General features: G+C 42.9%; 15 protein-coding genes. 9 read left to right on the top strand and 6 right to left on the bottom strand.

What is annotated here, in order from left to right; all coding sequences use genetic code 11:
- Position 1 precedes the first annotated feature (1 nt).
- The 7 genes from guaB to WC407_RS02855 all read left to right on the top strand — a co-directional run bounded on the left by guaB (position 2) and on the right by WC407_RS02855 (position 6,609).
- Complete coding sequence (gene guaB, locus WC407_RS02885; protein ID WP_373021044.1) at positions 2 to 1,447, top strand: IMP dehydrogenase; 1,446 nt, start codon at positions 2 to 4, stop codon at positions 1,445 to 1,447.
- Positions 1,448 to 1,550: 103 nt separating this feature from the next.
- Positions 1,551 to 2,816: an O-acetylhomoserine aminocarboxypropyltransferase/cysteine synthase family protein gene (locus tag WC407_RS02880; RefSeq protein ID WP_373021042.1), complete on the top strand. Its 1,266-nt coding sequence runs from the start codon at positions 1,551 to 1,553 to the stop codon at positions 2,814 to 2,816.
- An 8-nt stretch (positions 2,817 to 2,824) separates the two neighbouring features.
- Complete coding sequence (locus WC407_RS02875) at positions 2,825 to 3,922, top strand: homoserine O-acetyltransferase (protein ID WP_373021041.1); 1,098 nt, start codon at positions 2,825 to 2,827, stop codon at positions 3,920 to 3,922.
- The gene (gene xseB, locus WC407_RS02870; protein ID WP_373021040.1) at positions 3,919 to 4,113 is read left to right on the top strand and encodes an exodeoxyribonuclease VII small subunit; all 195 of its coding nucleotides are present in this window, start codon (positions 3,919 to 3,921) and stop codon (positions 4,111 to 4,113) included. Before WC407_RS02875 ends, xseB begins: the two co-directional genes overlap by 4 nt.
- Positions 4,113 to 4,904: a carbon-nitrogen hydrolase family protein gene (locus WC407_RS02865; RefSeq protein WP_373021039.1), complete on the top strand. Its 792-nt coding sequence runs from the start codon at positions 4,113 to 4,115 to the stop codon at positions 4,902 to 4,904. Before xseB ends, WC407_RS02865 begins: the two co-directional genes overlap by 1 nt.
- Before the next feature lie 2 nt (positions 4,905 to 4,906).
- The gene (locus WC407_RS02860; protein ID WP_373021038.1) at positions 4,907 to 5,605 is read left to right on the top strand and encodes a ThiF family adenylyltransferase; all 699 of its coding nucleotides are present in this window, start codon (positions 4,907 to 4,909) and stop codon (positions 5,603 to 5,605) included.
- On the top strand, positions 5,593 to 6,609 hold the full coding sequence (locus tag WC407_RS02855) for an HD-GYP domain-containing protein (RefSeq protein WP_373021037.1): 1,017 nt from the start codon (positions 5,593 to 5,595) through the stop codon (positions 6,607 to 6,609). The genes WC407_RS02860 and WC407_RS02855 overlap by 13 nt, the downstream gene beginning before the upstream one ends.
- Before the next feature lie 28 nt (positions 6,610 to 6,637).
- On the opposite strand, the gene WC407_RS02850 is transcribed toward WC407_RS02855, so the two are convergent.
- Both WC407_RS02850 and WC407_RS02845 read right to left on the bottom strand, forming a co-directional pair.
- Positions 6,638 to 7,063: a cytochrome c gene (locus WC407_RS02850; RefSeq protein WP_373021036.1), complete on the bottom strand. Its 426-nt coding sequence runs from the start codon at positions 7,061 to 7,063 to the stop codon at positions 6,638 to 6,640.
- 120 nt (positions 7,064 to 7,183) lie between these two features.
- Entirely contained in the window at positions 7,184 to 7,429 is a 246-nt protein-coding gene (locus WC407_RS02845; RefSeq protein WP_373021035.1) for a hypothetical protein, read from the bottom strand.
- 339 nt (positions 7,430 to 7,768) lie between these two features.
- On the opposite strand from WC407_RS02845, the gene WC407_RS02840 reads away from it, so the two are divergent.
- Positions 7,769 to 8,359 carry a TetR/AcrR family transcriptional regulator gene (locus tag WC407_RS02840; protein WP_373021034.1) on the top strand — a complete coding sequence of 197 codons (591 nt, stop codon included), beginning with the start codon at positions 7,769 to 7,771 and terminating at the stop codon, positions 8,357 to 8,359.
- 7 nt (positions 8,360 to 8,366) lie between these two features.
- On the opposite strand, the gene WC407_RS02835 is transcribed toward WC407_RS02840, so the two are convergent.
- Genes WC407_RS02835 through WC407_RS02820 form a run of 4 tightly spaced genes read right to left on the bottom strand, consistent with a single transcriptional unit; the run spans position 8,367 to position 14,539 of the window.
- Entirely contained in the window at positions 8,367 to 9,809 is a 1,443-nt protein-coding gene (locus WC407_RS02835; protein ID WP_373021033.1) for an efflux transporter outer membrane subunit, read from the bottom strand.
- Positions 9,802 to 12,933: an efflux RND transporter permease subunit gene (locus WC407_RS02830; protein WP_373021032.1), complete on the bottom strand. Its 3,132-nt coding sequence runs from the start codon at positions 12,931 to 12,933 to the stop codon at positions 9,802 to 9,804. The genes WC407_RS02835 and WC407_RS02830 overlap by 8 nt, the downstream gene beginning before the upstream one ends.
- Before the next feature lie 14 nt (positions 12,934 to 12,947).
- Complete coding sequence (locus tag WC407_RS02825) at positions 12,948 to 14,081, bottom strand: efflux RND transporter periplasmic adaptor subunit (RefSeq protein ID WP_373021031.1); 1,134 nt, start codon at positions 14,079 to 14,081, stop codon at positions 12,948 to 12,950.
- Positions 14,078 to 14,539: a MarR family winged helix-turn-helix transcriptional regulator gene (locus WC407_RS02820; RefSeq protein WP_373021030.1), complete on the bottom strand. Its 462-nt coding sequence runs from the start codon at positions 14,537 to 14,539 to the stop codon at positions 14,078 to 14,080. Before WC407_RS02820 ends, WC407_RS02825 begins: the two co-directional genes overlap by 4 nt.
- Before the next feature lie 149 nt (positions 14,540 to 14,688).
- On the opposite strand from WC407_RS02820, the gene WC407_RS02815 reads away from it, so the two are divergent.
- Complete coding sequence (locus WC407_RS02815) at positions 14,689 to 15,483, top strand: polysaccharide deacetylase family protein (protein ID WP_373021029.1); 795 nt, start codon at positions 14,689 to 14,691, stop codon at positions 15,481 to 15,483.
- Positions 15,484 to 15,500 lie beyond the last annotated feature (17 nt).

The following is a 15,500-nucleotide window of genomic DNA, read 5'->3' as shown; positions in this document are numbered from 1 at the left end:
CATGAATATTCGTAAACGCGCCCTCACTTTTGAAGATGTACTCCTCATCCCAAAATACTCTGAAGTGCTTCCGAAAGAGGTAAGCCTTAAAACGATGTTGACCCGTAATATTCCTCTCAATATTCCGATGGTTTCTGCGGCAATGGATACGGTTACCGAATATCGTGCGGCGATTGCAATGGCACATTTAGGCGGTATCGGGATTATCCACAAAAATATGGATATCGAAACCCAAGTGAAACAGATCAAAAAAGTGAAAAAATCCGAAAGCGGTATCATCATTGACCCAATTTTTGTTCATCCAACCGCTACATTGGAAGATGCTGAAGCATTGATGAACGAATTTAAAATTTCGGGTGTTCCGGTGGTGGATGAGCATAACAAACTCCTTGGAATTTTGACCAACCGTGATATGCGTTTTGAGAAAGACTTAACAAAATTGGCTATCGATGCAATGACCCCAATGCCGCTTATTACCGCAAAAGCGGGGATTACATTGGCGGATGCAGAGCAAATGATGCACGTTAACAAAATTGAAAAGCTCCCGATCATCGACGATAACGGGTTGCTAAAAGGTTTGGTAACGATTAAAGATATTAAAAAGCGTATCGAATATCCACACGCTAACAAAGATGATTTCGGCCGTCTTCGTGTCGGAGCGGCGATCGGTGTCGGTCAGCTTGACCGAGCTCGTGCTCTTGTGGATGCGGGTGTCGATGTTTTGGTTCTTGATTCTGCTCACGGGCACTCCAAAGGGATTTTGGATACCGTTAAGGCGATCAAAAAAGAGATGGTCGTTGATATCATTGCCGGAAATGTTGCAACGGGTGAAGCAACCTTAGCCTTAATCGAAGCGGGTGCTGATGGTGTCAAAGTCGGTATCGGACCGGGCTCGATCTGTACAACTCGTATTGTAGCCGGTGTCGGTGTCCCCCAAATTTCGGCTATTGATGAGTGTGCAGCAGTCGGACGCAAACATGGAGTACCAATCATTGCGGATGGAGGCATCCGCTATTCGGGTGACATCGCAAAAGCCCTTGCCGTAGGTGCAAGTGTTATTATGGCGGGATCACTCTTAGCGGGTACCGAAGAATCGCCGGGGGATACGATCATGTATCAAGGGCGTCAATACAAATCGTATCGCGGTATGGGTTCGATCGGTGCGATGACCAAAGGGTCAACTGACCGTTATTTCCAAGAAGGGACAGCCGCTGATAAATTGGTTCCTGAGGGGATCGAGGGGCGTGTACCGTTCCGTGGAAGTATTGCGGCGGTAGTCCATCAAATGATGGGCGGTTTACGCTCCTCTATGGGGTATTGCGGATCAGAGAGTATTGAAGCATTCTGGGACAAAGCGGAATTCGTTGAGATCACAAGTGCGGGTCTTAAAGAATCCCATGTTCATGATGTTATCATTACGCAAGAGGCACCGAACTACCACGTATAAATTTCATTTCTGCGAGGATAATCCCTATTAAATCGGTAGGGATACTTGGGGAAAAAAGTGGGATGACGATACAATAATTTACACTATACTGTAAAGGATGACTATGCAACTCCAAACCGAAGCGTTACACGCCGGATACGATAAAGATTCTCAGAGTACGATGGCAGTCCCCATCTATCAAACGACTGCGTATGAGTTTCGCGATGTCGAACATGCGGCAAACTTGTTTGCCCTTAAAGAGCTAGGCAATATCTATACCCGTTTGAACAATCCGACAACGGACGTATTTGAAAAACGTTTTGCTACTCTAGAAGGGGGAGCTGCTGCTTTAGCCGGAGCAAGTGGCATGGCCTCTATTTTTTATGCGATCGCCAACGCGGCTGAAGCGGGAGATAATATCATCTGTGCCCGTCAGCTTTACGGCGGAACATTGACTCAAGCATCGTACACGTTAAAACGCTTTGGAATTCACGCCCGTTTTTTTGATGTTCATAATCCCGGTGCAATCGAAGCGTTGGTGGATGACAAGACCAAAGCAATCTTTTTTGAAACTTTGACCAATCCGAGTATCGATGTAGCTGATATCTCCGCAATTACCGCTATCGCGAAAAAGCATGGTATTCTCACGATTGTCGATAATACGGTAGCGACTCCGGTATTATGCCGACCGTTGGAGCACGGAGTAGATGTGGTCGTTCACAGTGCCAGTAAATACACGACGGGGCAGGGGCTTGCCATCGGCGGAATTATGGTTGAACGCCATGGTTTGGTCGATTTTATCAAAGGAAACGCTCGCTATCCGCAGTTTAATGAGCCCGATGAGAGTTATCACGGATTGACGTACGTGGATGTGCCATTGCCGCTTTTTTGTTTACGTGCGCGATTATCCCTTTTACGCGATTTGGGGGCGGTTGTATCACCGTTTAACTCATGGCTTTTTATCCAAGGGATTGAAACTCTCTCATTGCGTATGCGTGAACACTCTCGCAATGCTCAGGCGGTTGCAGAGTTCTTAGAATCTCATCCAAAAGTGAAAAAAGTAAACTATCCGGGGCTAAAAAGTAATCCTAACTATGCCAATGCACAGCGTTATTTCGAGAAGGGGATGTCGAGCGGACTTCTGAGTTTTGAAGTAGAGAGTTTTGAAACTGCGAAAAAAATCGTAGACGCAACGAACCTTTTCTCTCTCGTAGTGAACATCGGGGATTCAAAATCGATTATTACCCATCCGGCATCAACAACGCACCAACAGCTCTCCAATGAAGAATTGATTGCCTGTGGTGTCCCCGCAGGGCTTATTCGTCTGAGCATCGGTTTGGAAGCTCATGAAGATTTAATCGCTGATTTGAAAGCGGCGTTCGACGCGTAAAGGGCATTATGTTAAACCTGCAGCTTCACAGTGAACATTTTACCAATCCGCTCTATTTAGAGAGCGGACGTATTCTAGAACCGTATGATATTGTTTACGAGACCTATGGCGAGCTCAATGAAGCGAAAGATAATGTGATCGTGATATGTCACGCATTGACCGGTTCTCATCATGCGGCAGGTACGTATGAAGGGGACAATAAAAGCGGTTGGTGGGATGGTTTGATAGGGCAGGGAAAAGCGGTCGATACCGACAAATTTTTCGTGATCTGTACCAATGTTATCGGGAGCTGTTTCGGCTCGACCGGTCCTATGTCTCCACGATACCCCTATAATGAGCCGTATCGTTATAAATTTCCGGTGGTGACGATTTTAGATATGGTCAAAGCACAGCGAATCTTGTTTGACCGTTTGGGAATTCATCAGGTCCATGCGGTAATCGGAGGATCAATGGGGGGGATGCAAGCGCTGGCATTTGGTGTCTTTTTTCCGAACTTTGCCAAAAAAATCATCGCTATGGCGACCACAGCGGCAACGCAGCCGTGGGCGATTGCCTTTAACAAGGTTGCACAAGAAGCGATCCTTAAAGATCCTGATTTTAAGAACGGCTATTACGATCCCGAAGTCATTCGTGAAAAGGGTCTCAGCGGTATGGCAATCGGCCGTATGGCAGGGCATATCAGCTTTTTGTCGCATCAGTCCATGACGAAAAAATTTGGGCGTGAATACAAACGGACGGATGGGCTGTATGAGCTGTTCGGAAAATTTCAGATCGAATCGTATCTGGAATATAACGGCTATAATTTTACCAAATGGTTTGATCCTTTGTCCTATTTGTATATTACGAAAGCGATTAATATTTATGACCTTTCCAGAGGGTTTGATTCGATGGAAGAGGCTTTTTCTAAAATTAACAGCGAGTTGTATTTAGTCGGATTTGAAAAAGATATCTTATTCTTGCCGTCAGAAATGGAGAGCATCTACACTTCAATGCGTTCATTAGGGAAAGAAAATGTTGATTATCTTGAAGTAAAAAGCGATTACGGGCATGATGCATTTTTAGTAGAGATCGATAAAATTGATACGTATGTAAGGGAAGCATTATGAGTGAAGAAGAGAGCTTTGAAGTAAAAATTGCAAATGCAAAAACAATTTTGGAAAGATTAATGGATCCTGCATTGCCGATGAATGAAAGTGTCAAAGCGTATGAAGAGGGGATGAAAGAGCTCCAAATCGCCGAAAAAATGTTAGAACAGGCTCAATTACAAATTCAAATACTTAAGAATCAGGAGCAATGATGCGCATCGCTATTTTACAACTCCCCTCAATCGGTATGGGAAGCAACAAGCTTGATAATTATGCCCGTGTTGCACACCAAAAAGGGGTAAAGCTTATTTTACTCGGAGAGTATCTTCTCAACCCTTTCTTTAAAGAGTTAGTGCAAACACCTATCTCAATGATTCAAGAGCAAAGCAATCACCAAATAGAGACGCTTAAAGCACTGGCCCTCAAATACGATCTTATTTTCGTGGCTCCTATCGTAACGGTAAAGAAAAAAGAGTGTACTAAAATGATTGTCAAGGTAAATGCACGAAGTGTCACTTATTATCCACAGCAATTTTTGATCAATTATCCCCATTGGAATGAAGAGAAATTCTTTGCCAATCCGATAGAAGCGGTAAAAGCACCGATGATTTTTGCTGCCGGCGGATTTAAATTTGCTGTGATGGGGGGATTTGAACTCCATTTTGATCCATTGTGGGAGGCGATCAGTACCAAAGGGGTTGATGTTGTACTTGTGCCGAGTGCTTCGACATTTGAATCGCACAATCGTTGGCGTGAATTGGTAAAAATGCGTGCTTTTACCCACAGTTGTTATATTCTTAGAGCGAATCGCATTGGTGAGTACAATGATGAAAAATACGCATGGAAATTTTACGGCGATTCTATGCTTGTTTCGCCTGATGGAGAAATTGAAGCCGATCTCGGTAATACGGAAGAGCTTTTGATTGTTGATTTGGATCGGAAATCTCTGAGCGATTCAAGGAAAGGGTGGGGGTTCAAAGAGGCTCTCCGCAAGCGTAAATAACAATGATGCAGTATTTCCACCGACAAGTACAATTATGGGGTGAAGAGACGCAGCAGTCGCTTCAAAACAAACGTATAGCAATTATTGGGAGTGGAGGGCTTGGAAGTTCGTTAGCATTCGCATTGGGTGCATCAGGGATCGGCGAGATTCATATGGTGGACTTCGATACGGTAAGCTTACACAATATCCATCGTCAAATTTCTTTTAAAATGGGAGATGAGGGGAAATACAAAGCCGAGGTTTGTTCGATATTAATTGAAGATCGATGTCCTTATGTTAAAGCCTATGCCCATGTGTGTACTTTTGAAGAATTTACCCATAAAAATATTGAGGTTGATCTGATCATCGATGCTACCGATAATCTCCCCTCACGCGGCGCAATTAACACCTATGCGGTGTCTAAAGCGTTGCCATGGATTTATGGATCGGTGGAGGCGTTTAACGGACAAGTCTGTTTTTTCGAAAAGGCTTCCTTTACGGAACTCTTTAAAATTACATCAAAAACACCTGCCGGTATAGCGGCACCGATTGTTATGCATATCGCGTCATTGCAAGCCAATTTGGCATTGCGTTATTTAGCAGGATTGAGTGTCAAAAAAGACTATTTATACTACCTTTTTTTTAATGAAGAAGGGGAATTGGTAACGCAAAAATTTCTACTTCCTGTCGCAGATGTGCATGAGGTTATATGCCAAAAGTAGTACGTCGAGTTATTAATCACAAATATTTTTCTGTAAAGCCTGAAATAATCGTTCAGGGGGCTGTAATCCCCTTTGATTGTTATATAAAGCGATTTGAAGACTTTGTAATTATCATTGAAGCCGGTACGCTTATTATTAAAGATCTGTATGAAAAATTACATCAACATCAGGTTATTTATATACTTAAAACGGATTCTGAAAAATTTTATGAATATCGTGCATCATATACTATAGATACGAATACAGCCGTCTTGAGTCTATCAAAACGAGGGAGTATTGAAGCCGCGTTAACGTTAAAAGAGCGCCTGGTATCGGTAAGTATTTTTGAAGAACAATTGCTTATGATTTATACAACAATGGCAGCATTGATGGAAGCAATTTTTGAAACGACGAATGAAGAGTTGCCTGTACAAGCGCTTCAACGTTGTATTTTTGAATTGGTTGAATGTGTAAATTCCAGTGGTAATGCAATGCCATATATATTAAAGATAATGCATAAAGAGTATTCTACACATCATCACAGTGCAAATGTTGCAATGTTGAGCGCTGTTTTAAGTAAAGTACAAAAAAGCTCAAAAGAGGATATGGCAGATTATACGTTTGCGGCCTTATTGCATGATATAGGTAAATTGCGGATTGATGAATCTATATTGCTCAAACCAGGTCCATTGGATCAGGATGAATATAAAATTATGATGCAACATAGTGATTACGGGTGTGATATTTTAGAAGCCAATGGGATTACCAGTCATAAAATACTCAACGGCGTCCGATATCATCATGAAAAACTGGATGGGAGTGGATATCCCAAACAGCTGCGAGGGAAAATGATTCCAAAATCCGCCCGTATTATCGGAATGTGCGATGTTTTTGATGCATTAACGACTAAACGGACATTTAGGACAAGCTACACAAGTTTTGAAGCATTGCTATTGATTAAACAAGAGATGAATAACCATTTTGATGAGAGCTTTACGGATTCTTTTATACGACTGCTTCAATAGAAGAGAAGCGTGAATGGCTTCTCCTTCCTTAAAGAGCAGAAATATACTTTGCTAATACGCCGATTTGTTCGTCACTTAACGGTTTCACCTGTCCTTGCATTAATGCTTTCAGCTCTTTTCCATACGTTCCGGACTGATATCCATGTAATGCATCTTTAATTTGTTGTTCACTAAAGGTTGCAATGATTTGAGATTTTCCAAGTGCCGATTTTTCAGCTTTTGTACCATGACAAGAAGCGCATTTTTGCGCGAATAGTGCTCCGCCATCGATTGCAGCAGTCATGGGTGCTACCGTTGTAGTAGAGGAGATATTCGGTTTCTCTGCTACTGTCGTCGGGGTGGGTACTGTGGCTGTTTCTGAACCTCCAGTGGTATTTTCAGCTGCAGACGTTTTAGCCGTGTCATTGCATCCGATTAATAGAAGAGAACAAAGGATGGGAATAAAGATTTTCATAGAAATACTCCTAAAAGGTTTAGGCTATTTTAGTAGAAGTTAGTTTGATTTTATGTTAATGAAGAAAAAGAGGAAAAATATTTCGTGCCGAAGCACGAAACGAAGTTGCAAAAGCTAAAATTATTTAGCAGGTGCAGCTTCTGCAGCAGGTGCAGCAGCGTCAGTTGCAGCAGGTGCAGCAGCGTCAGTAGCAGCATCAGCAGCAGGTGCAGCAGCGTCAGTTGCAGTAGCAGCGTCAGCAGCAGGTGCAGCTTCAGCAGCAGGTGCAGCTACTTCTTCAGTAGCAGGTGCAGTTTCAGTTTTAGCAGAATCACTGCATCCGATAAACATTGCGGCAAGCAATAAAGCAGAAACGATTTTCATCATGGTAAGGCTCCTTAAAAAATATGGCGGAAGTATAGCACTTCTCCCCCTCCCTTTGTCAAGAGATTTCATAAAATTTCTAAATATTTTTTAAGAACCGCCTATTTCAGGGCTTTTTGGAGATTTTATTTTTTTATTTATGTCGTAAAATGTCATAAAATAGTGATATTGATTGAAGTAAAAAAATAGGTTTTTTCCATTTTTTTACTTGATTTACTTTTTGTTATCTTTTTCGAGTATCCTTAGACAGGAAAAAATGTTCTTTAAAATGGTATTATTCGCATACAATAAAACATTATTCTACTCCGTATGGGGATATAAAATAAGATAAAAAGGGATAATTTGGCACGTCCATCCAAAGAAGAACGAAAAATAAATATTATGTCCAAAGCGTTAGAACTTTTTTCAAAAGAGGGGTTCTACCAAACAACTATGCCCTCTATTGCTGCAAAAGTTGGAATGAGTGTTGGAAATTTCTATAATTATTTTGCTTCCAAAGAGACTTTGGCAAAAGAATTGATTTTATATATTGCTGAGTTGTTAGGCGATGAGATACGGCTTATCAATGAAAGTAATGTTAGTGTGAATGAAAAAATTACTGCCATTGTACGGATGTATTTTCGTATAGCACGTGAGCGACCTGAAACAATAGAGTATTTTTTGCGGGTTTATCTTTCAAACCGCGAAGTTTTTAAAGCGGGATGCGAAGGGATGATTTGTGTTAGTCCGTTTGTTACGGAGATGATGATTTTTTTCGAAGAAGGTGTTCGTTCTAAAGAGCTGAGAGATCAAGACTTTTTTAGTGCATTTGGATTGTTTATGGGATATTTGGGGGGAATGGTTTTCTTGTATGGAGAAAATATCCTCCCCAAAGGGATTGAAGAGTATGAATCGTCAATCTCTGAAAATATTTATCGAGCGCTTAAAAGCTAAAACTGCCTCATCTGCCCGCAGGGAGCAAATTAGGCTCAGGCAGCTTGGCTTTGTTGTCCCAACCCCCTCCCAGTGCTTTATAGAGTGATATTGTAGCTATTAAGGTGTTTTGTTTGGCAATTAAGTAGCTTTGCTTTGCTTGAAGCCATTGTTGTTGAACAAGCAGCATATCGCTGTAAGCGATTGTTCCGACTTTATATTGCAGTTTAGATTGCTCGAACGCTTTTTGAATAGCTTGAGTACGTGCGGTTTGGTAGAGGAGCTGCTCTTTGGCTTTGCTGTTTTGGCCTATTGCATTATCCGCATCGTTGAATGCGGTGACAATCGCTTTTTGATATTGTATAAGTGTACGGTTATGATCGGCTTCAGCTGTTTTAATTTGCCCTGCGATAAGTCCTGCTGAAAAGATTGGGAGAGTGACTGACGGGGTTACTTCCCATATTTTAGCCGGATTAGAGATGAAATTAGTGAGTTCCAGACTTTGCACCCCTAACATCCCTGTTAGTTTGATGCTGGGGTAATAGGCAGCACGAGCAATCCCGATTTGGGCGTTTGCAGCGATAAGATTTTGTTCAGCCACTGCGATATCCGGGCGATTGGCTAACAAGCTGCTGGGAAGGGCAGCGGGAACTTCAGGGATATAAATGGCGTCGATGTTGGTTGTGTTAACGGTTTGCGGATTGCGACCCAAAAGGAGATTGAACGTTGCTTCTTCAGCGATTTTTGCAGCTTGAAGCTGCGAAAGGGTTGCTTTGGAACTCTCTAATTCTGATTTTGATTGTAGATAAATACTCTCGGCAATCGAACCGTATCGATATTTAAGGGCCGTTTGTTGTTCGATATCGCTGGAAGCTTTAAGATTCTCTTCGGCTAAAGCAATTTGCTCATTTAAAGAAGAGAGTTTGACGTAGGAAGCCGCTACGTTTGTCGCGGTAGAAACGCGTAAGGTTTGTTTGGCATATTCACTCGAGAGCAATAAAGCGCGCGCCGCTTCATTAGCACGGCGTACTTTGCCAAAGAGATCAATCTCATAGCTGGCGAGAGAGAGTGATGCCGCATAGGTGGATATATCTCCTTCTTGAAGCATATATCCCCCTCTCGTAGCGTTTGAGACTCCTTTTTTATCTGCAGAACCATTACCGTTAATTTGGGGATAAAGATAGGATTTAGCCTGATCAAATTTTCCTAATAGTGAATCAACGGAAGCTTGTGAGGCTTGAAGGTCTTGATTGTTTGTGAGAGCACGTTCTATATTCTCAGAAAGAAGAGGATCTTCAAAGTTTTTCCACCATAGTGTATTGACTGCGTTCTTGCTACTCTCATTGGCATCGGTATATCGAAAACTTTCGGGAGTTATGGTATCGGGTTTAGTATAATCAGGACCGATGGCGGCACACCCTCCAAGTAAAAGGGTGAGGACTATTGATCCAGAGATAGAATACTTATTCATGTGTAACTCCTTTTTCAGGGGCGATTTTCTCTTTGACAGTTGAAACCCAGTAATACAAGAATGGGATGAAATAACGCTCAATAAACGTTGCGGCTAACATCCCTCCAAACATGGCTACTCCGATTGAAAATCGTCCCATTGCACCCGCACCGGAACTGAAGATAAGCGGTAACATTCCTGCCAAAAAGGCAAAAGAGGTCATCATCATCGGACGGTAACGTAAACGTGCTGCTTCCATAGCGGCATCATAGATACTTTTACCGGCATGTCGCTGCTCCTCGGCAAACTCGACAACAAGAATTGCATTTTTCGCCGAGAGGGCAATGAGGGTTAGGAGTCCGATTTGGAAAAAGACGTTGTTATTTAAGAATGGAATCAACCATACGACCGTATATGCTCCCATAATACCGTAAGGGACGGCTAACATAATCGAGATTGGAAGGGTCCAACGTTCATACAGCGCTGCAAGAATCAAATAAACCATGATGAGGGCAAAAGCCATAATAATCAGCGCTTTGGAGCCGACAAGTTTTTCTTGCAGATACAGGCCGTCCCAATCGTAGTTGATAGAACTTGGCAGAATCGTATCTGCTGAATCTTCCAGTATTTTTATAATCTCTCCTGAACTGCGTCCCGGAGCGGGAGAACCCATGACGGTAGTACTTAAAACACCATTAAAGTGCTCAATGCTCGAAGGTGCGCTTGACATCGACACTTTTATAACACTGGAAAGAGGTACCAACTTGCCGCTGGATGAGCGTACCCACCCTCTTCCAATGTCTTCGGGTGTAGTTCGATAGGGAGAATCTGATTGCATTTGTACCCAGTACGTTTTACCGTTTTTATCAAACTGATTGATATTCATATACCCGATGGTTGCTTGGAGCGTTTGGAAAACTTCTGCTATGGAGAGACCGAGCATTTTAGCTTTTTCGCGATCCACTTCGACAGAGAGCGTAGGGGTCGTAATATTCATTGTCGTAAACGGATTTTTAAAATTTGGATTATTCCGTAATTCACCTACAAATGCATTGGTTGCATCTGCGAGCTTAGTTACATTGTTGTCTCCCGGTTGGAGAAGACGGAAGCTGAACATATCGGATGGTCCCATTCCTCGGATGGGAGGTGGAGGCATCGCAAACACTTTAGCCTCTTTAATGCCGGCCAATTTGGGTCCGATAGAATTCAGAATACCGAAAACAGCAAGATCTTTGCTTGGACGTTCGCTCCATGGTTTTAAACGGGTAAAAACAACCGCAGAATTCGGTTCTTGAGAGAAGGTAAGAATATTTATACCGGTAATGGCCGTGTATTTTGAAACACCGTCTTGTTTACTCAAAATGGCTTCCACTTGTTTTACGACCTCTAACGTACGGTTGGAGGTCGCCCCTTCCGGAAGGTTGATACTGGTGATGAAGTATCCTTGATCTTCCATCGGTAAAAAGGCACTTGGTAGAGTTTTATGGAAAAAGGCGATAAAGCCGTATGTCGAAAGATAAATGACTAAAAAAATGAACGATTTACGAATCATAAAACCGGATCGTCGAACATAATTGTCGGTCATTTTTCCGAATGCACGGTTGAACCAGCGGAAAAATGCGAGAGGTTCTTTCTCATGGTGTTTGAGAATAAGGGCTCCGATTGCAGGGGCAAAGGTAAGTGCCATAAAACCTGAGAAGACAACAGAAATTGCAATGGTTGCGGCAAATTGTTTATAAAGCTGTCCCGTCATCCCCCCTAAGAACGTTGCCGGAATGAAAACGGCACACATGACCAAGACGATCGCAACCACGGGGCCGGAGATTTGCGTCATTGCTTTGATTGCCGCTTCGCGCGGTGAAAGTTTTTCGCTCTGAAGTATTCTTTCCATATTCTCAATAACGACTATGGCATCATCCACGACAATACCGATGGCAAGAACCAGCCCAAAGAGGGTAAGGGTATTGATGGAATATCCCAAAAGGAACATCCCGATAAAGGCTCCGGTAAGAGAGATCGGGATTGAGAGGATAGGGATCATTGCTGCACGAGAGCTTTGCAAAAAGAGATAGATAACCAAGCTGACCAAAACGATGGAGGCAAGAAGGGTAAAAACAACTTCTTCAATCGAAATTTTGACAAAATCGGTTGTATCATAAGGGATATTATATTCGATCCCTTTCGGAAATTTTTTGGAGAGTTTTGCCATTTTATCTGCAACGGCGGCAGAGGTATCCAACGCATTGGCATTGGTATCGGCAAAAATCCCGATCATAGCAGCCGGTTTTCCGTTGACCCGTCCGAAGAATTCATAGTTTTGGCTTCCGAGTTCTACACGGGCAACATCTTTAAGTCGTAATGCTGAACCGTCAGGTTGAGAACGGATAATGATGTTCTGAAACTCTTCAGGTGTACTAAAGCGTCCTTTGGAAGTAAGCTGCATCGTCCACATTTGAGCATCATTCGTAGGCCCCTGTCCTAAACGCCCGGGGGAGACTTGGAGATTCTGATCTTTGATCGCTGCGGCGATTTCGGTAGTGCTGACACCTAAAGAGGCCATTTTGTCGGGATTGAGCCAAACACGCATAGCATAATCACGTTGTCCGAATATTTGTGATCGTCCCGCTCCGGGGATTTTTTTGATTTCATCAAGGAGATTAGAGGAGATGTAGTTACTGATCTGCGTCGAATTAAAACTTTCATCCGGTGACGTAATGGCCACAAGCAGGAGAATGTCAGACGTTTTTTTCTCTACGCTTACTCCAAGATCACGTGTACTCTGAGGGAGGAGGGCGAGGACGGTATTAATCCGATTTTGGACATCTACCGCTGCCATATCTTGATTGACCCCGATGTTGAATGTGCAGGTGATCGTGGCACTTCCCGGTAAAGCGGCGGCTTTGGAAGACATATACATTAATCCATCGGCCCCGGAGATCTGAGACTCAAGCGGAGTGAGGATATTGTTTGCTATGGTTTGTGCATCCGCACCTGGATACTGAGCTGTAACGACAACAGTAGGTGGGGTGAGATTGGGTAGTTGTGAAATGGGGAGATTTTTGATCGCCGCAAAGCCCAATATCATAATCATTAAAGCAATAACGGCCGATAAAACAGGTCTATTGATAAAATATTTACTAAACATCTATTATTTCCAATCTATTTTTTATCACTGGGGATAATAGTAGCACCCGGTTTGAGTTTGACCAAGCCGTCTGCAGCAATTTTATCTCCGATATTGATACCACTTTCTATCAAAACATTTTCCCCGACCCACTCTCCGGTCGTCACAGGTTTAGGGGTGACGGTATTGTTGGCTTCGATAGCGTAAACAAATTTCCCTTTGTCCCCTGTAAGAAGGGTTTTTTGCGGGATATAAAGAGTGTTTTTCCACTCCATCCCTTTGACTTTTACATGGACAAATTGCCCCGGAAGAAGTGTATGATCGCTATTGTCGATAATGGCACGGTAGGTAATGGTTCCGGTTGTCGAATCGATGAAGGGAGCCACAAAGTTAATTTGCCCTTTTTTGACCAACGTCGATCCATCGCCTAGGGTGAGTTCTACTTCATAATTTCCATCTTTAGGGGCGACGAGTTGGCCACTTGCAATTGCATTCTGACGAGCAATTTTTTGGTTTTCGCTAAAGGTAAAATTGACATAAATGGGATCATTTTGATAGACCGTGGTAAGAAGACCATTGGCTCCCGCTGTGATATACGTTCCAATATCGATCTTAGACTTATCGACAAATCCGCTGATAGGGGCTTTGATCGTCGTATAGCTAAGATTGAGTTTGGCTTGTTCCAGTGAAGCTTTTGCTCCCATAACAGCAGCAGCGGCATTACGTTCATTTGCCGTTGCGCTGTCGAGATCCTGTTGACTTGCGGCATTGGCTTGTGCCAAAGGTTTGATACGGTTTAAAACAGCTTTTGCATTAGAATAATTTGCATTTGCGAGTTCATAGGCTGCTTTGGCACTCTCTAGAGCATTTTTCAAATCCGATGGATCGATAATAAAGAGCGTTTGTCCTTTGGTTACAAATTGACCTTCTGTATAGGCACGTTTTAGCAGATACCCTGATATCCGAGCATAGACTTGCACGGTATAGTATGCTTGGGTTTGCCCTGTTGCCTCGAGAATGGCAGGAAAACTACCCGATTTTACGTCAGTTACCGTGACAGGAACAGGACCTTCAGGGGGCTTTTCCATCCCCTTGGCTTTCGGGCGTTCGCATCCGCCGAGAGCGAGTAATAAAACAGAAGAGAGGGCGAGGGTAGAGATACGGTTCATTCGGATTCCTTTGAGGTGTAGTTTAAGGTTAGGCACATCTGTTTTAAGACACGCAGTGTAATGGCAAGTTCTTGGGGATCAATTCCCTGATGGATGTAGCAGGTTGCTTCTGCTAAAACTTCCATTGTAGGTTTTTCCAAAGCGACTCCCTGAGGGGTTAGGGTGACATGATTACACCGCTTATCTTGACAACCGGTTGCTCTTTGGATGAGTGAGCGTTTTTCCAAACCGGCGATCAGGCGCGTGACGCTGGTTTTGTCTTTGCCAACGAAATCGGCAATGTTTTGTTGGGTACAACTTCCCTCTTTCCACAAAACGACCATCACTTTAAACTGTTCAATCGTCATATCAATTCCGTGAATGGCGAGTTGACGGGTGAGGTAGTTACGTGCGGCCATGGCAGAGTGATTGGTTACACACCCTAACGATTCTTCAATCGGGCATTCGCATCGATTCATTCATAAACTCCTAAATAGTTGACTATGCAACTAATTGAGCGAATTGTAGGATAATGATACTGAGATGTCAAGATAAATTTGTTAACAATATTAATTCATGGCTTTACAGGTTGCGCTATAATCTGATTAATTTATACAGGGTGGTCTAAATGGTTCGTTTTATATTGGTTTGGGTGTTATTGATGAGTTTTGTTTGGGGTGCAGGAACAGAAAAAAAAGTTCCGATTTTATGTTATCACCGTTTTGGTCTTGAGGTTGTTGATTCGATGACGATGAAAACCTCCGTGTTTAACGAACAGATGGAGTGGCTTAAAACAAACGGTTATAGCGTTATACCTCTTGATACGGCAGTGCAGTATATTCAGGGGAAGATTAAATCGATTCCCTCAAAATCGGTTGTAATCACCGTCGATGACGGACATAAAAGCGTTTACAGCGATATGGCTCCGATTGTAAAAAAATATAAGATTCCGATCACCCTCTTTATCTATCCGAGTGCGATTTCAAATGCGAAATATGCGATGACGTGGGAACAGCTCAGCGAGCTCGAGCGGACAAAACTGTTTCACGTCGAATCCCATACGTACTGGCATCCAAATTTTAAACACGAGAAGAAAAAACTTTCACCCGAAGAGTATGCTAAATTTGTCGATAAACAGCTTGGAGGTGCGAAGAAAAAGCTCGAAGAGCATATGGGACATGAGATCAAATATCTTGCATGGGTCTTCGGTATTTACGATGATGCGCTCCTCGTAGATGCGAAGAAGGCGGGATACGCGGCGGCATTTACGATTGATCGACGTCACGCATCTTCAGGTGGGAATATAATGGCTGAAGGGCGTTATATGGTAATCAGTAAACATACTATTAAAGATTTTGAGAGAATGGTAGATGGAACGGAAGATCGGATGATACCCTCCAAAAAAGAGAAGGTCACGTATTAAATTACAGCATCATATCG

This window comes from Sulfuricurvum sp. (assembly GCF_041651515.1).
Classification (GTDB): Bacteria; Campylobacterota; Campylobacteria; order Campylobacterales; family Sulfurimonadaceae; genus Sulfuricurvum.
Note: the sequence above shows the minus strand (reverse complement) of the source record. Positions and strands in the feature narration are given on the sequence as shown.